This is a genomic window from Pseudoclavibacter sp. AY1F1 (assembly GCF_002931075.1).
In the GTDB taxonomy this organism is placed as follows: domain Bacteria; phylum Actinomycetota; class Actinomycetes; order Actinomycetales; family Microbacteriaceae; genus Pseudoclavibacter.
Genome location: NZ_PSTQ01000001.1, coordinates 470,926 through 486,558, shown reverse-complemented (window position 1 = coordinate 486,558; position 15,633 = coordinate 470,926). Strand labels below are relative to the sequence as shown.

15 protein-coding genes are annotated in these 15,633 nt (G+C 65.6%); 1 reads left to right on the top strand and 14 read right to left on the bottom strand.

All coding sequences use genetic code 11. From position 1 onward, the window contains the following. Nucleotides 1-46: 46 nt before the first annotated feature. The gene (locus C5B85_RS02280; protein WP_104284428.1) at nucleotides 47-1,060 is read left to right on the top strand and encodes an asparaginase; all 1,014 of its coding nucleotides are present in this window, start codon (nucleotides 47-49) and stop codon (nucleotides 1,058-1,060) included. A 16-nt stretch (nucleotides 1,061-1,076) separates the two neighbouring features. Here C5B85_RS02280 and C5B85_RS02275 read toward each other — a convergent pair whose 3' ends face one another. The 14 genes from C5B85_RS02275 to C5B85_RS02210 form a co-directional block, all read right to left on the bottom strand. Further along, nucleotides 1,077-4,004 carry an FtsK/SpoIIIE domain-containing protein gene (locus C5B85_RS02275; RefSeq protein ID WP_181064237.1) on the bottom strand — a complete coding sequence of 976 codons (2,928 nt, stop codon included), beginning with the start codon at nucleotides 4,002-4,004 and terminating at the stop codon, nucleotides 1,077-1,079. Beyond that, nucleotides 3,994-5,079, bottom strand: a complete 1,086-nt coding sequence (locus tag C5B85_RS02270; protein ID WP_104284426.1) for a DUF4192 family protein — start codon at nucleotides 5,077-5,079, stop codon at nucleotides 3,994-3,996. The genes C5B85_RS02275 and C5B85_RS02270 overlap by 11 nt, the downstream gene beginning before the upstream one ends. Before the next feature lie 171 nt (nucleotides 5,080-5,250). Continuing rightward, nucleotides 5,251-5,946, bottom strand: a complete 696-nt coding sequence (locus C5B85_RS02265) for a DUF5684 domain-containing protein (protein WP_104284425.1) — start codon at nucleotides 5,944-5,946, stop codon at nucleotides 5,251-5,253. A gap of 171 nt (nucleotides 5,947-6,117) precedes the next feature. After that, nucleotides 6,118-6,933 carry a YaaA family protein gene (locus C5B85_RS02260; RefSeq protein WP_104284424.1) on the bottom strand — a complete coding sequence of 272 codons (816 nt, stop codon included), beginning with the start codon at nucleotides 6,931-6,933 and terminating at the stop codon, nucleotides 6,118-6,120. Then, nucleotides 6,930-7,208, bottom strand: a complete 279-nt coding sequence (locus C5B85_RS02255) for a F0F1 ATP synthase subunit epsilon (RefSeq protein ID WP_104253476.1) — start codon at nucleotides 7,206-7,208, stop codon at nucleotides 6,930-6,932. The genes C5B85_RS02260 and C5B85_RS02255 overlap by 4 nt, the downstream gene beginning before the upstream one ends. 2 nt (nucleotides 7,209-7,210) lie before the next feature. Then, on the bottom strand, nucleotides 7,211-8,677 hold the full coding sequence (gene atpD, locus C5B85_RS02250) for a F0F1 ATP synthase subunit beta (RefSeq protein WP_104284423.1): 1,467 nt from the start codon (nucleotides 8,675-8,677) through the stop codon (nucleotides 7,211-7,213). 30 nt (nucleotides 8,678-8,707) lie between these two features. Then, entirely contained in the window at nucleotides 8,708-9,604 is an 897-nt protein-coding gene (locus C5B85_RS02245; protein ID WP_104284422.1) for a F0F1 ATP synthase subunit gamma, read from the bottom strand. 38 nt (nucleotides 9,605-9,642) lie between these two features. After that, the gene (gene atpA, locus C5B85_RS02240) at nucleotides 9,643-11,268 is read right to left on the bottom strand and encodes a F0F1 ATP synthase subunit alpha (RefSeq protein WP_104284421.1); all 1,626 of its coding nucleotides are present in this window, start codon (nucleotides 11,266-11,268) and stop codon (nucleotides 9,643-9,645) included. Between the two features lie 52 nt (nucleotides 11,269-11,320). Next, the gene (locus C5B85_RS02235) at nucleotides 11,321-12,112 is read right to left on the bottom strand and encodes a F0F1 ATP synthase subunit delta (protein ID WP_104284420.1); all 792 of its coding nucleotides are present in this window, start codon (nucleotides 12,110-12,112) and stop codon (nucleotides 11,321-11,323) included. Further along, a complete protein-coding gene (locus tag C5B85_RS02230) occupies nucleotides 12,112-12,681 on the bottom strand; it encodes a F0F1 ATP synthase subunit B (protein WP_104284419.1) in 570 nt (189 codons plus the stop codon). The genes C5B85_RS02235 and C5B85_RS02230 overlap by 1 nt, the downstream gene beginning before the upstream one ends. A 12-nt stretch (nucleotides 12,682-12,693) precedes the next feature. Further along, nucleotides 12,694-12,924, bottom strand: a complete 231-nt coding sequence (gene atpE / locus C5B85_RS02225) for an ATP synthase F0 subunit C (protein WP_104241494.1) — start codon at nucleotides 12,922-12,924, stop codon at nucleotides 12,694-12,696. Between the two features lie 58 nt (nucleotides 12,925-12,982). After that, on the bottom strand, nucleotides 12,983-13,810 hold the full coding sequence (gene atpB / locus C5B85_RS02220; protein WP_104284418.1) for a F0F1 ATP synthase subunit A: 828 nt from the start codon (nucleotides 13,808-13,810) through the stop codon (nucleotides 12,983-12,985). Nucleotides 13,811-13,984: 174 nt separating this feature from the next. Then, nucleotides 13,985-14,425: a hypothetical protein gene (locus tag C5B85_RS02215; RefSeq protein WP_104284417.1), complete on the bottom strand. Its 441-nt coding sequence runs from the start codon at nucleotides 14,423-14,425 to the stop codon at nucleotides 13,985-13,987. After that, nucleotides 14,422-15,633 (bottom strand): MraY family glycosyltransferase, encoded by a 1,212-nt coding sequence (locus tag C5B85_RS02210; RefSeq protein WP_104284416.1) that lies wholly within the window; start codon nucleotides 15,631-15,633, stop codon nucleotides 14,422-14,424. The genes C5B85_RS02215 and C5B85_RS02210 overlap by 4 nt, the downstream gene beginning before the upstream one ends.

Here is a 15,633-nt window from a genome sequence, read left to right as displayed (position 1 = left end):
TGCGTGCGAGAGGCGCACGCCGGCCACCGCGTAGGCTTGCCCGATCATGAGCGAAGCATCAACGCTGCAGGCCGCAGCCGCCGTCGAACTCGCAGTTGTCGTCCGCTCGGGATTCGTCGAGTCCAGGCACGTGGGTGCTGCGGTGCTGACCAGCCCGGACGCCACAGTCCGCGCCGAACTCGGCGACGGACATCAGCCCGTCTTTCCGAGGTCGACGCTCAAACTGTTCCAGGCGCAGACCGCGCTGGCGCTCGGCGCACGACTGACCGACGAGCAGACCGCGATCGCCTGCGGCAGCCACTCGGGCTCCCCCGCGCACGTCGCGCACGTGCGGGAGATCCTGCACGCGAGCGGACTCGACGACAGAGCACTGGCGTGCCCCGCGGCCTGGCCGAAGGATCGCGCTTCCCGTGACGCGCTGGTTCGCGCCGGCGAAGCTTCCTCAGCCGTGTACATGGAGTGCAGTGGAAAGCACGCTGCGATGCTTGCGGCATGCGTCGCGCAGGGCTGGCCGACCGACGGATACCTGGCCGTGGAGCATCCGCTCCAAGTTGCCATCAGGGACACGGTCGAGCGTATGACACGGGAGCGCCCGAGCGCGGTTGGCATCGACGGCTGCGGCGCGCCCGTCTTCGCGGTGAGCCTCGTCGGGCTGGCCGCGGCAGCCAGCCGACTCGCCACGGCGAGCGGGTCCTCACCCTTCCCCTTGTTCAAGGCAGCCGCGGCCGTCTGGCGCTCGGTGCTCTCGAACGGGTGGCTCATCGAAGGGCACGGCCGGCCGAACTCGCTCGTCATCTCCGAGCTCGGCGTCCTGGCGAAGTCAGGTGCAGAAGGTGTGCTGCTGTTGGCGGCGCCGGACGGCACGGCCGTGGCGCTGAAGATGCTCGACGGGTCCAACCGCGGGACGACTCTCGTCGGCTTGCAACTGCTTGTCGCTGCGGGGGCGGTGGACGTCGGTCGAGTCCAGCAGCTGCTGCCTCGTCTCGGGCTCGAAGTGCTCGGCGGTGGGGTCCTCGTCGGCGAGATCATGGTCGGCGCTGGCGTGCCCACCAGCTTGTAGATCTCCGACCACCGCCTCAGACGTCGGCTGGCCACGAGTCAGCCCAGCGGACGCGCGTCATGCCGCCTTCGCAGTCACGCAGGATGGCGCTGCGCGATGGATCGGTCGTGAGCGGAGGCAGCGGGTCGCCTCTGAAGATCGCACGGTGCTCCCCTGGGGTCACCCCTGACAGCAGGACGCGGTGATCGGTGGAAAGCCTCGAGAGCGCCCCGAACTGCGACTGCCAACTCTCGAGGTCACCGACAACCGCTCGCCGCCCGGCCGGGTCTCGTTGCTCGCCCGCCTCCTCCGACGTTGCGCTCGCGATCCCTGTGCGCCAGTGTGCGAGATCGACGCACTGGAAGCTCCGCGCCTCCAGGAGGTGGCGAATTGATGCTCGCCCGCGCGCGACGACCAGCAGCTCGCGACCCATCCCACTCGCCTTCTCGTTCAGGCCCTCGACCGGTTGAGGCGCTGGCGCTGGGACGCTCGAGGATGCGTGCACTGCCGAACTCAGTGCCGGAAGCTCCTGGCGCGCTCGGGCTACCTGACACGAGAGGCCCCGCCAGACTGCGCGTCCTGGCGGAGCATCGGCACGGTGTTCACTGCCCTCACCGCCTGCCATCACGAAACTGGCCCGGTCACCTCCGACAAGACGCAGCGTCTGCGCCACAGCCGCGACAAGTGGGGCGGTGGCGCCGCTCACCCTCGTCAGGGAGAGCACCAGCGCCGGCGACGCGGACGCCGACTTCCTGATGAGACGCACCAGCTGATCGGTCACTGCGGTTCTGTGCGGCTCGTCGATGCCTGCGAGGAGCGCGTCGACGTCGTCGATGACCAGGAGCCCCCGCCGCGCCTGGAGGTCCTCCGCGAAGAGCTGATCCCAGGCCCGCTCAACGTTCGAATCGAGCACGGTTGCACGTCCGACCTCAGGCCCACCAGCGGCGCGGGCAGCCTCGACGAGCACGGCCAGGCAGGCCGACTTTCCCGTGCGCGGGCCACCGATCACGATCAACGCGCCCAAGGCGGTGTCGAGGGTCGCCGACGACTGCCGTCGTTCCACGGTGTCGTCGAGTAGGCCGAACGGGATGCCACTCCCCTTCATCGAGAGCCCCGCCAGATCAACGTGCTGGGGCAAGGCCGGGAGCCAGGGGCGCCCGGGAGCGGCGTGGCGGAGGTGCGCTTCCCGTTCGATAGCCGCCTCGGTGAGCCGCGCGATGGTGCGACGCTCGCGCTGCTGGACCTGGATCTCCGTGATCCGATCACCAGCCGCGACCAGAGCGCGCCCCGGGGAGGAAGAGGGCAGGCGGGCGGCGGATGCATTGCCGATCAGTGCGGTGCTGTCGGCGTCCGAGATCACTCGCAGGCAGACGCGGACACCGCAGTTCGCGAGCGTTGCGCCCCGCACGGCGACCGCAGGCTGCTGAGCGCAGAGCACGAGATGCATGCCGAGGCTTCTGCCCCTCGCCGAGATATCCGCGAAGACCTCCTGCAGGTCCGCACCGGCGTCGACAAGCGCCTGGTACTCATCCACGACGATGACAAGCCGAGCGAGACCAGGCAGTCGGCTGATGTCCGGCACTCCAGCACGCCGAAGTGACAGCTCCCGTTCGCGCACTTCGCTGCCAAGGCTGATAGCCGCTCGGCGAGCCTCCTCCGCATCCAGGTCCGTGACGATCCCGACGCAGTGCGGAAGCGTGGCAATGGGATCGAACGTCGCCCCACCCTTGAAATCGAAGCAGAGCACCTGCACCTCCCTGCTCGACCTTGCCTCGGTCATGGCAAGCACCCAGGTCATGAGCAACTCGCTCTTGCCGGACCCGGTCGTCCCACCGATCACGGCGTGCGGCCCGGCGCCAACAAGATCGATACCGAACGGTGCTTCACCCTGGGTACCGACCACGGCGTAGAGCGAGGATCGACCGCGATCCCCTTGAGCCGCGGCGGACATCGCTCGCGCGTTGGTTTCGTTCCGCACCTCCCGGCTGAGCTGTACGCCTGAGGGCCTGCCTGCACCTGCGGCGGTCAGGTCACCGAGGCTACAGTTGCGCAACTCCTCCGCGGTGACAAGAGCCGGCCGCAGCGAAAGCCGGTCGCCGCGGCTGAGCTCGACGCGTGCTGTCGACGTGTCTTCGACGTGCAGGCGCACCACTGGCGAGGGCAACGTCGAGCTCAACGCCTGGCGACCCAGGACGTGGCGGCCGCCAAGCTCCAGAAGTAGGCCACGCGCGCCCGAGGCGGCAGCCGCCGCGTCACGAATCCAAAACCAAGGCACTCCAGCGGCGTCGAGCTCGTCGGCGAGCGACGACGCCACCTCTCCGCCTGCGATACCCAGCTCTGCAGGAGAACCAAAAGTCTGCACGACCAACGCGCGTCCTGCCGCCAAGACGAGCTGACGCGGGCCAGTGACGGCGACCGTCGCCGCGTCCACCAGCACTGGCGCGTCTTGGTGCGTTGTCTGCTGATCCAGTTCTGCACGGGCTGATCTCGACAGCTCCCCGAGCTCTCCCTGAAACTGGACGCGCGCCTTCACCGGGCCGTTGCCGAGGCTGACCGCTTCGACTCTCAGAACGCGCGTCCCGGCCACGACCGCCCTGGCTCCCGGTGCCGAGCGTTGGAGGGCAATGAGTTCATCCCTGGCTCGCCGGCCCGCCTGACGGATACAGGCCTGCAACTCACGATCGAACGAAGCCTCCGCCTTCGCGTGCTCGGCCCGCGTTTGACGGCGCGCCTCCAAGTAGCTGGCAACGGCCAAGACAGGTCCGAGTACAGCAAACGCGAGCATCGCGGGTGACCCGAGCAAGAGCCAGAGCACCACGGCCACGACAACGGGCGCCAAGGCCATGACAAGCGGGAATGGCACGGTTCGCCGCTCCGCGACGGGGGCGGGGATGCGCAGCACTCCACCGTCGGGCTCCGCCAGAGACGTCGGAGCTTGCGCCCCGCCGGAGGCCTCAGCCTTCACGCCTGACAGCCGACGTGGATTCGGGTTCTTCGCTCCACTCCTCGACAACCGAGAGCCAAGGCGGGACCACACACCGTTCGACGAGCCAGACGACGCTCGAGGCGAGGGAATCATCCGGTCTGACCGCAATCGCGCGCCTCGCAAAAGCTGCAGCGGCGCTCGAACGGCCGGAGGCCCACTCGAGCCAGCTGAGGCCAGAGAGGAGCCCGGCTTCGTCCTCGAGATCAACAAGCGCAGCCAATTCCCGCAGCACAGCAACCGCCCGACGGACGCGCTTGCGCGAAAACTCCGGCAATTGCGGCTCTTCGTCATCGGACATGACCGGACCCCAGACCCTGGCGAGCGAGAGCAGGTCATGACTGACGCCGAAGGCGATGGTCACCAGCAGGAGCTCAGAAGTATGACGCCCCCTGAGCATGCACAGGAGCCGTGCGAGTCTCGCGTCATCCGGGCTTGCGGCGAGGCTCGCCGGAGCGAATATCGTGAGCCAGCCTCGACGCATCGACGGCAGGTCGTCCTCGCCATCATGCAGCTGCCAATGGCGCTCGTCGGCTTCAGCGAAGGCGAGCCGCCTCCTTCTCGATGCGGGTGCGACGACCGAGTCATCGATTGGCCTGGCTGCGGCCTCGACCCAGCTCCGCTGCGTTCCGAGAGCACGCGGGCCGATGTCACAGCAGTCGGGGTCGTCGCAGCCGTAGACACCCCAGGCGTCCGTGGCTCGGCAGATGCAGAGTACAACTTCGATTCCTGCTCTCTCCGCCGCCGCCACGAGTTCCTCGGTGAGCCAGGAAAATGGGGGCCTCGGCCCGGCGCCAAACGGCTGATCGGGGCTCAGCACGAAGACCACACGCTCGATGCTCTTCAGATGTGCCAGATGTCCGACAACGGAGTTGGCATAGGAGGTGGCGCGAACTGTCGGTTTTCCCGAGGCGCTGGGAAGGTCGAATCGCAGGACCACCCCTCCCCGTTTCCCACTGAGGGGGATGGCGACTAGCGAGCCGACGGGCGAATAGCCAAGAAGGCGCGGGACTGCGTCGAGGATCTGTTTTGGTGTGCTGAGACGAATCTGTTCCATGCCGAGAAGCTAGGCCTGGAGAGAATCGATCTTCTGCACCAGATCTGCCCCTGTGGAGAACACCTCACAACCCCGCCTGTGACAACGGAGTGGACACACGAACACGGCCCGCGGATTGACATCCGCGGGCCGTGTTCGTGACCCGACTTCTCGGGTTTCAGTGCTGAAGCGCTACTGCTGGGGAGGCGCCTGCTGGCCGTATGGCTGCTGGTTCTCAGGGGCCTGGCCGAGCGGCGGCTGCTGCACGGGAGCCTGGCCGTACGGCTGCTGGGCCGGAGGCTGCTGCCCATAGGGCTGCTGCGCTGGAGCCTGGCCGTATGGCTGCTGCGCCGGAGGCTGACCGTAGCCCTGCTGCGCCGGAGCCTGGCCGTATGGCTGCTGCGCGGGAGACTGGCCGTAGGCCTGCACCGGAGCGCCCTGCTGGTAGCCGACAGCGCCCTGAGGCTGACCGTACTGCTGACCACCGAGGTTCATGAGCGCAGGGTTCCAGCGTGAGCTGTCGAACCCGACGATCGCGAACCATACGATGGGAAGGAAGATGTAGAGCAGTACCCAGACGCCGCTCTTGCCGAAGCCGAGCCCGATGCGGTACGCGGCGATTGCCAGGAGCACAACGAGGGCGATGTTGACACCGGGGATGAAGCCGACGAGCACCCACCATCCCGGGAAGCCAGCAGCCTCGACAAAGGTCCAGGAGTTGTAGACCGGTACCCAGGCCTTCCACGCCTCGATGCCCATCTTCGTGAACACCTTCGACATGAGCCATGATGAAAGGGCGTATGCACCGAGGACAAGGACAAGCCACAGGAGGATCCCTAGGGCGCCGATCCCTGCCGCGGCCTGATCGCCGTAAGAGATGAATTCCATGGAGGAGTCACTTTCTGATATTCAATGGGGTCTGCACAACGCGCAGGGAGTGCGCTTGAGTGAGAAATCGCAGACACTGTATAAATTAGCGGCGTTTTGCCGACTTTGTCGATGGGGAGACCTGCCCGGCATCTGAGGCCCGATATCCGGAGCTCCGGAAAGGCGTGTTGCTCATGCCCCTTCTGGAACGATGAGCCTGGCTGTCCCGACACCCGTTGATTCGAGTTCCCAGCCGGCATCGAGGCAGAACTCGACGAGATCAGCGGCGTCCTGGAGCGCGTCAGCGCGCTCGGGCTCCGCCACGGCAAGAGCGATGAGCCCTCGAGTGAAGAGGCCCTTGCCTCGCTTGTTGAAGTGGTTGAGCGAGCGCACGGTCCCATCTGGCGATCGTGAGGCCACGTCGATGGTCACGTGCCGGTCTGCGGCGTCCACTGGGCCCAGTGCCGCGTAGGCCTTCGAGCGAAGATCAACGACAAGTCCCTGGTGAGCGGCAAGAGCTGCTCGCGTGATCGGCGTCCACCGGCTTGTCGCTGGTCTGCCGCCGAGTCTCGAAGCGGCAGACAGTCGATAGGCGGGGATGCCCTCTCCCCCGCCGACCAGCCCGAACAGGGCGGAGTGGACGGCGACATGGTGTGCCGCCCAGCTGAGTTGCTGAGCCGTGAGGGTCGGCGCGTCGAGTGCGTCATAAAGCACACCCGTGTAGCGCAACAGTGCCGGCATACGCGGCGCCGAGCGGAGGTTGCGGTTCCTGCTGAGCTCGAGCTCAGCCTGCTTCTCCGAGATCTTGAGCACCTTGCGGGCCGTGTCCTGATCGTGCGAGAGATGGTGCAGTTCGCTCGCGATGAGTTCTCGAGTCTCGGTGAACGTCTTCGCCCAGCTGAGCCCGCCTGCCTCGGGGCTCTCGACCAATTCACCCGTAAACGCAGCGTTGCCGCCGTCCCGTTTGGTTTCGGACGGCGGCAACAGCAGCAGGAGACCTTCGGTCACTCCCCGGAGACGAGTTCAGCCTCGCCAGCGACGACAGTGACGACGTCGCTGTTCACCGAGAGGAAGCCACCCTCAGCGTTGGCGACGATCTTCGATCCGTCGGAGGCCGTGATGCGAACCTGGCCGGCACCCAGGGCAGCGAGCACAGGCTCGTGGCCGGAGAGGATTCCGATCTCGCCCTCAGAAGTGCGAGCGACGACCATGGTCGCGCTGCCTTCCCAGACGAGCTTGGTTGCTTCAACGACCTTGACGGTCAGTTCGCCCTTGCCTGCCATGACTATGCGTTGTCCTTCTGCATCTGAGCCCACTTCTCTTCGACGTCGTTGATTCCACCGACGTTGAAGAACGCCTGCTCGGCGACGTGATCGAAGTCACCCTTGGCGATGGCGTCGAACGACTCGATGGTCTCCTTGAGCGGAACCGTCGAACCCTCGACACCGGTGAACTTCTTCGCCATGTAGGTGTTCTGCGAGAGGAACTGCTGGATGCGGCGAGCGCGGGAGACGGTGATCTTGTCTTCCTCGGAGAGCTCGTCGACGCCGAGGATCGCGATGATCTCCTGCAGTTCCTTGTTCTTCTGAAGGATCTGCTTGACCTCGGTCGCGACCCGGTAGTGGTCTGCGCCCAGGTAGCGGGGGTCGAGGATGCGGCTCGTCGAGGTGAGCGGGTCGATGGCCGGGTAGAGGCCCTTCGACGCGATCTCGCGCGAGAGCTCAGTCGTGGCGTCGAGGTGCGCGAACGTCGTGGCGGGGGCCGGGTCGGTGTAGTCATCAGCAGGCACGTAGATTGCCTGGAGCGACGTGATCGAGTGGCCACGCGTCGACGTGATGCGCTCCTGGAGCACACCCATCTCGTCGGCGAGGTTCGGCTGGTAACCAACGGCGGACGGCATACGGCCGAGCAGCGTGGAGACCTCGGAACCGGCCTGCGTGAAGCGGAAGATGTTGTCGATGAAGAGGAGCACGTCCTGCTTCTGCACGTCACGGAAGTACTCAGCCATGGTGAGAGCTGAGAGCGCGACGCGGAGTCGAGTTCCCGGCGGCTCGTCCATCTGGCCGAACACCAGCGCCGTCTTGTCGAAGACGCCTGCCTCTTCCATCTCGTAGATGAGGTCGTTGCCCTCACGCGTGCGCTCACCGACGCCGGCGAACACGGAGACGCCGCCGTGGTCCTGCGCGACTCGCTGGATCATCTCCTGGATGAGGACCGTCTTGCCGACACCGGCTCCACCGAAGAGGCCGATCTTTCCACCCTGAACGTACGGGGTGAGCAGGTCGATGCTCTTGATGCCGGTCTCGAAGAGCTCCGTCTTCGACTCGAGCTGGTCGAAGGCCGGGGGCTCACGGTGGATGGGCCAGCGCTCGGTGATCTCGTAGGGCTCCGAGAGCATGGTCTCGTTGAGCACTTCACCGGTGACGCTGAAGACCTTGCCCTTGGTGACGTCGCCGACGGGCACCGAGATCGGTGCACCTGTGTCGCGGACTTCCTGGCCGCGGACAAGTCCGTCGGTGGGCTTGAGCGCGATGGCGCGGACGAGGTCGTCGCCGAGGTGCTGTGCAACCTCGAGCGTGAGCTTGAGCGACTGGTCGCCGAGGGTGACCTCGGTCTCGAGCGCGTGGTAGATGCCGGGGATGGCGTCATGCGGGAACTCGATGTCGACAACGGGACCCGTGACACGGGCGATCCGGCCGACACCGGCCGGAGCCTTCGTGTCTTCCCTGTCGGAGACGATGTGCGTCGTCATGTCTTGTCCTTTTCTTGCGTGTTCGCGCGGTTATGCGGTTGCGAGCGCGTCCGCGCCGCCCACGATCTCGGAAATCTGCTGCGTGATCTCTGCCTGGCGCGCGTTGTTCGCGAGCCTGGTGTAGTCGCGCACCAGGGTGTCTGCGTTGTCGGAAGCCGCGCTCATGGCGCGCTGGCGGGCAGCGTGCTCGGATGCGGCGGAGTGCAGCATGGCGTTGAAGAGTCGCGCCTGAATGTAGTCGGGGAGCAGTGCGTGGAGCACCGTCTCCGCATCCGGCTCGAACTCGTACAGCGGGAGCAGCGGGGCCTCTTCGGCGACATCGTCGCTTTCGACGACCTCGAGCGGCAGGAGCCGCACGACGGTCGGTGTCTGCGTGACCATCGACTGGAACCGGTTGTAGACGTAGTGGATCTCCTCCACGCCGCCTTCTTCGAACGGAATCGTGAACCGCTCTACCAGTGCCTCGCCGAGCTCCTTCGCGGTCTGGAAGACCGGGAGGTCGGTGGAACCCGTCCACTGCTTCTCGCTCGCACGCTTGCGGAAGGCGAAGTAGCCCACTGCCTTGCGACCGATGAGGTAGTGGACAACTTCCTTGCCCTCAGCCTCGAGCGCGTTCGTCAGGCCCTCGGCCTCGCGCAGAACGCTCGAGGAGAAGGCTCCGTTGAGGCCTCGGTCGCTCGTGAAGACGACGACCGCGACACGGCGGACCTCTTCACGCTCGGTGACGAGGATGTGATCGATGTCCGTGTAGCTGGCGACAGCCGAGACTGCCTCGGTGATCGCCTGCGCGTACGGGTTCGACTCGGCCATGCGTTTCCGCGCCTTGGTGATGCGCGAAGTGGCGATCAGCTCCATGGCGCGGGTGACCTTCTTCATCGTCTGGGCAGACTTGATCTTCTGCCGGTAGACCCGAAGTTGTGCTCCCATGCTTCTCCTGTGCTCGTCGTCGAAGTCGTCGAGGGCGCCTAGCGGCGCTTCTTGACGATCTTCTCCTGCTCGATCTCGTCAGCGGCGACCTGTTCGGCGCTAGCGACGAGCGGAGTTCCGTCGTTCTTGAGGTACGTCTTCGAGAAGGCGTCGACACCGTCGGCCATGGCCTTCAGCGTGTCGTCTTCGAGCTTTCCGCTGTCGCGGAGGAGGCCGAGGACGTCGGTGTTGCGTTCGAGGTACTCGAGGAGCTCGCGCTCGAAGCGCAGGATCTCGTCAACCGGGACCAGGTCCAGCTTGCCGTTCGTGCCAGCCCAGATCGCGACGACCTGCTGCTCGACGGGGTACGGCGAGTACTGCGGCTGCTTGAGGAGCTCGGTGAGGCGTGCGCCACGTTCGAGCTGCTTGCGCGTCGTCGCGTCGAGGTCGGACGCGAACATCGCGAATGCCTGCTGCGAGCGGTACTGGGCCAGCTCGAGCTTGAGCGTTCCAGAGACCTTCTTGATGTGCTTCTGCTGCGCGTCGCCACCGACTCGCGAGACGGAGATACCGACGTCGACCGCTGGACGCTGGTTGGCGTTGAAGAGGTCGGACTGCAGGAAGATCTGGCCGTCGGTGATCGAGATCACGTTGGTCGGGATGTACGCCGAGACGTCGTTGGCCTTGGTCTCGATGATCGGAAGACCGGTCATCGAACCTGCTCCCATCGCGTCGGACAGCTTCGCGCAACGCTCGAGGAGGCGGGAGTGCAGGTAGAACACGTCGCCCGGGTAGGCCTCGCGGCCCGGCGGGCGGCGCAGGAGGAGCGAAACGGCACGGTAGGCCTCAGCCTGCTTCGACAGGTCATCGAAGACGATGAGGACGTGCTTGCCCTCGTACATCCACTGCTGGCCGATGGCCGAGCCCGTGTATGGAGCGAGGTACTTGAAGCCGGCGGGGTCGGAGGCGGGGGACGCGACGATGGTCGTGTACTCCATGGCTCCGGCGTCTTCCAGCGCGCCCTTGACGGAGGCGATGGTCGAGCCCTTCTGGCCGACGGCAACGTAGATGCAGCGCACCTGCTTGTTGACGTCTCCGGACTCCCAGTTGGCCTTCTGGTTGATGATCGCATCGATCGCGATCGCCGTCTTGCCGGTCTGGCGGTCGCCGATGATGAGCTGGCGCTGGCCACGGCCAACGGGGATCATCGCGTCGATCGCCTTGATGCCGGTCTCGAGCGGCTCGTGCACCGACTTGCGGTCCATGACGCCGGGCGCCTGGAGCTCAAGAGCGCGACGGCCGGACGTGGCGATCTCGCCGAGTCCGTCGATTGCGTTGCCGAGCGGGTCGACGACGCGGCCGAGGTAGCCCTCGCCGACGGGAACGGACAGGACCTCGCCGGTGCGGCGGACTTCCATGCCCTCGACGATGCCCTGGAACTCGCCCAGGACGATGACGCCGATGCTGCTCTCGTCGAGGTTCTGCGCGAGGCCGAGTGTGCCATCCGCGAAGGTGATGAGCTCGTTGGCCATGACGCCAGGGAGACCCTCGACGTGCGCGATGCCGTCCGAGGCGTCAACCACGGTGCCGACCTCGGTCGCCGTGGCGCCTTCCGGACGGTATGAGGAAGCGAACTGCTGAAGCGCGTCGCGGATCTCATCCGGATTGATTGTGAGTTCTGACATGTTCTTCCCTTGTCGTCCGGGGCCTCGCCCCGAGAGTTTCAGTGCGTGAGGCTCAGGCGAGCTGCAGGCGGAGGTTGTTGAGTCGAGCGGCGACACTGTCGTCGATAACGTCATCGCCAAGCTGCACGCGCAGGCCGCCGATGATCTTCGGGTCGATGACCGTCGTGACGGAGACGCGTCGGTTGAAGCGACGCGTCAGTCCCGCCTCGAGCTTCGCAAGCTGCTCGGGAGCGAGCGGGCTCGCGACCGTGACCGTTGCGACTGAACGGCCGGCCTGATCAGCAACCACTTCGCCCGCCCAGGTCAGGAGGCGACGAGTGCGACGACCGAGCGGGTTGCCGACGAGCTCGCGCAGAATCAGCAGGCTGGGCGCGCTGATCTTGCCCGCGAAGAGACGCTCGACGAGCTGCGACTTGACAGCCGAGTCTCCGAGGCGCGACCCGAGCGTGAGCTCGAGCTCCGGGTTGGCGCTGACCGTGTCCGCGACCGTGGTGAGCTCCGCGGCGATAGCCGATTGTTCTCCCGCAGTCTGGGCGGTGGCACGGACTGCGAGTTCCTGCAGGCCGAGTGCGAACTCATGGTTGCTCGACCAGGTCTGGCTGACAGCTTCCTGAAGGAGCTGCAGCGCACGCGGGCTCAGGTGAGCGCCGAAGACTCTCCCCGCGAGCTCGCGCCTGGCGCTGACGTCGGCGGCAGGGTTCGACAGTGCAACAAGAAGGTGCTGGTTGGCGCCCGCTGCGTTGACAGCGGCGAACACCTGCTCAGCATCCCGAAGCTCTGCCTGGCCCCAGCCGTCGACGCTGTTCTTGAGGGCTGCCAGTGCGTGTCTGGTCGCGCTTCCCATCAGCTGTGCGTTCCTGCCTTCTGGTCGTTGTCGAGCTCGCTCAGGAACCGGTCGACGTAAGCCGTCGAGCGGCTGTCCTCGCGCAGGCTCTCCCCGACCACGCCGGAAGCGAGGTCGAGTGCAAGCGTGCCCACCTCGGCGCGGAGCGAGACGATCGCCGTCTGACGCTCCGCCTCGATCTGTGCCTTCGCGGAAGCGGTCATGCGGTCGAGCTCAGCCTGCGTCTCGGCCTTCTTCTGGACCTTGATCTGATCTGCGTCGACGCGAGCCTGTTCGCGGATCTCCGCAGCTTCGGTTCGCGCGGCGGCAAGAAGCTTTTCGTTCTCGTCGCGCTTGGCAGCGGCCTCGGCCTGGGCGATCTCCGCCTTGCGGATACCGCCCTCGATCTGCGATTCGCGCTCGTCGAGTACCTTGCGCAGGGCCGGGATGGCGAACTTCCAGAAGAAGAATCCGAGCACAACGAAGACGACCGCCGACCAGACGATGTCATACGTAGCGGGGAGAAGGACGTTGCCGCCTTCTTCCGCTGCGAGAGTCGACGTAGCCGCCGACAGTGCGAAAGTGCTCATGTGCGGACCCGCTTACTGGAAGATGAAGAACGTTGCCACGCCGATGAAGGCGAGCAGCTCGGTGAAGGCGATACCGAGGAACATGGTGACCTGAAGGCGGCCAGCCATCTCGGGCTGACGTGCCATGGCCTCGACGGTCTTGCCGGCGACGATACCGATGCCGATGCCGGGGCCGATTGCAGAGAGGCCGTAGCCGACGGTAGCGATGTTGCCGGAGATCTCGGCGAGCGTGGTGGTTTCCACAGGGGTTTCCTTCCGTATGGGTGGTGAAGCAGGTTGCTTCGCGTGAGTCAGGTGGGTCTTAGTGGCTCTTGGCAGCGGCCTGCTGGATGAAGACCGCGGTCAGGAGCGTGAACACGAAGGCCTGGAGGACCGCCGCGAGGATCTCGACGAGCGTCATGACGAAGCCGCCGAGCAGTGTGGGGATGCCGAACAGCATGTCGAGCGGACCGCCTGGGCCCTGCAGCGAGTACTGGATGACAAAGAAGTTCGTCGCGCTGAACGTGAGGACGAGCAGCAGGTGCCCGACCATCATGTTGAGGAAGAGTCGCAGTGCGAGCGAGACGGGGCGCACGATGAAGATGTTGATGAACTCGATCGGCGTCAGCAGGATGTACATCGGCCACGGCACACCGCTTGGGAAGAGTGCGTTCTTGAAGAACGTTCCGGGGCCGGCCTCGCGGAAGCCCGCGTAGATGAAGGCGACGTACGAGACGACGGCCAGCACGATCGGCATGCCGATGAGGGAAGTTCCCGCGATGTTCAGGCCGGGGATGATGCCGGTGATGTTCATGGCGAAGATGCCGAAGAACATCGCCGCGAGCAGCGGCAGGTACTTGTGGCCGAGCTTCTCGCCGAGGATGCCGTCTGCGATCTGCGACTTGACGAAGCCGATGGCGATCTCCGCGAGGGACTGGCCCTTGCCGGGGATGACCTTCGGGCTGCGGAGGGCGAGCCAGAAGAGGAGGAGCAGGACCGCAATTGCGAGGAGCCTGACCAGGATGATGCGGTTCAGTTCGAACGGCGTGCCGGCGAACGCCACTGCCTCGAGGAAGAACTCGTGGTCAAGCGACGGCGGGTGGAAGATGCTGTTGTCCTCCGCGGCAGCGATGAAAACTGGCAAGTTCAGGGCTGAGGCGAACAGAGCACTCTCCTGTCTCGGGGCGCAGCTGTCGTTGCTGCGCTTCGATGAGTTCGGACGGGTGAGCAGACAAGAAGGACCCCTTCTCGGCGCACCTGGATCAGCCTATCAAGAAATCCCCAGGCAGGAGTGCACTTCGGGCCTCGGAAGCGAACTTTTCTACTATTTGTCGTCGCCGGGGAGGCGAACGTCGCTGACGTTGCCCATTCGGCCGCGTACGACGCACACCACGTCGACGATGACCGTCGCGATGACGGCGACGACAAGGCAGAGCCAGAGCGTAAAGAGGTGGACGATCGGGAGGTCCCTGATCAAGAAGAGAGCGCCCAGGAACACGATGAATTTGAGGATCCAGGCTCCAAGGATCGTCGCCATGAAGAAGATCTGGTCGAGGTGCGATGCGAGGATCACCGAGACGACCGTGATTCCCGTGAAGAGGAGCGTGATGGCAGCGGCGAAGAGCGCGCTCCAGAGCCCGTTGATGCCGACCGCGAGGAAGCCGATGCCGCCGCCGAGCACGGCGACCGCGATCGCGACGACGACGGACCACTTCAGGATGCTCTTGAAGATCGGCACGGAGGTGGGGGTCGTAGAGGAGTTCATGCGTCCATTCCGGATTCGGGTGCTGCTTTCAGCAGCGAGGCGTTTGCGTCGGCGAGCTCGTCGTGGGCGTTCTCCCCCGGTGCCTTCTGCGCGCGGCGTTCGCGCGACTTGCGGCGGCTGAGCGGGGCCATCGTCACGAGCGTGCAGACGACGAATCCGACAACGACGAATCCGATGACGAGGCCGATGGGGATGGAGATCAGGTCGGCCGCGAAGGCCAGCAGGGCCCCGACCGACACGACGGCTGTCCAGGAGTAGAAGACCACGACGGCCCAGCGCTGCGAGTGTCCCATGTCGAGCAGGCGGTGATGCAGGTGCTTCCTGTCCGCCGTGAACGGCGACTTGCCTGCCCGCATTCGACGGAACACGGCAAGAGAGAAATCGAGCAGCGGGACGATGAGCACGGCGAACGGGATGATCATCGGCAGGAACGCAGGCCACAGCTCCGTACGGCTGATGGTCTGCGGGTCGACCTCGCCCGTGACCGCCACAGCACTCGCCGCCATCAGGAGCCCGACGAGCAGTGCTCCCCCGTCTCCCATGAACATCTTCGACGGGTACCAGTTGAGCACCAAGAAGCCGAGGCAGATGCCGATCACGATCGCGGAGAGCAGGGCCCCCATCGTGAAGCGCCCCGTCTGACCCGCGAACTCACTGAGCACGTAGCTGTAGACGAGGAAGACGCCATTGGCGATGATCGCGACTCCGGCAACAAGCCCGTCGAGGCCGTCGATGAAGTTGACGGCGTTCATGACGAGGACAACTGCGAGCACCGTGATGGCGATCGACATCCACTGGGAGCCGACTGTGATGCCGCCGATCGGGAGTGACGTGATGGCGACGCCTTGCCAGGCGAGGAGGATGGCGGCGAGGATCTGACCCGCGAGCTTCGTCATCCAGTCGAGATCGATGAAGTCGTCGATGACCCCGATCAGGACGATCAGGGAGGCTGCGCCGACAAGGGCCCAGATACGACCGGGCTGCTCGAAGACAAGAGAGAAGAACGGAATCTGGGATGCGGCGGCAAGAGCCAGCAGCATCCCGACGAACATGGCGACGCCCCCGAGCCTCGGCTTGGGGGTCGTATGGACGTCTCGATCGCGGACGGGCGGGTACCACTTGTACCGCATCGCGAGTCGCCAGACCCCGTAGACGAGCAGGAGCGTGACAAGCGCCGTGCCGACTACAAGGGCGAGGTAGATCCGCAC

Bases quoted from the DNA above. Each gene is read 5' to 3' on its own strand.
- C5B85_RS02265 (WP_104284425.1), bottom strand. From the start codon at position 5,946: ATGGAATTCATCTCTTACGGCGATCAGGCCGCGGCAGGGATCGGCGCC.
- C5B85_RS02245 (WP_104284422.1), bottom strand. From the start codon at position 9,604: ATGGGAGCACAACTTCGGGTCTACCGGCAGAAGATCAAGTCTGCCCAG.
- atpD (WP_104284423.1), bottom strand. From the start codon at position 8,677: ATGACGACGCACATCGTCTCCGACAGGGAAGACACGAAGGCTCCGGCC.
- C5B85_RS02215 (WP_104284417.1), bottom strand. From the start codon at position 14,425: ATGAACTCCTCTACGACCCCCACCTCCGTGCCGATCTTCAAGAGCATC.
- atpA (WP_104284421.1), bottom strand. From the start codon at position 11,268: ATGTCAGAACTCACAATCAATCCGGATGAGATCCGCGACGCGCTTCAG.
- C5B85_RS02270 (WP_104284426.1), bottom strand. From the start codon at position 5,079: ATGGAACAGATTCGTCTCAGCACACCAAAACAGATCCTCGACGCAGTC.
- C5B85_RS02235 (WP_104284420.1), bottom strand. From the start codon at position 12,112: ATGGGAAGCGCGACCAGACACGCACTGGCAGCCCTCAAGAACAGCGTC.
- C5B85_RS02255 (WP_104253476.1), bottom strand. From the start codon at position 7,208: ATGGCAGGCAAGGGCGAACTGACCGTCAAGGTCGTTGAAGCAACCAAG.
- C5B85_RS02280 (WP_104284428.1), top strand. From the start codon at position 47: ATGAGCGAAGCATCAACGCTGCAGGCCGCAGCCGCCGTCGAACTCGCA.
- C5B85_RS02230 (WP_104284419.1), bottom strand. From the start codon at position 12,681: ATGAGCACTTTCGCACTGTCGGCGGCTACGTCGACTCTCGCAGCGGAA.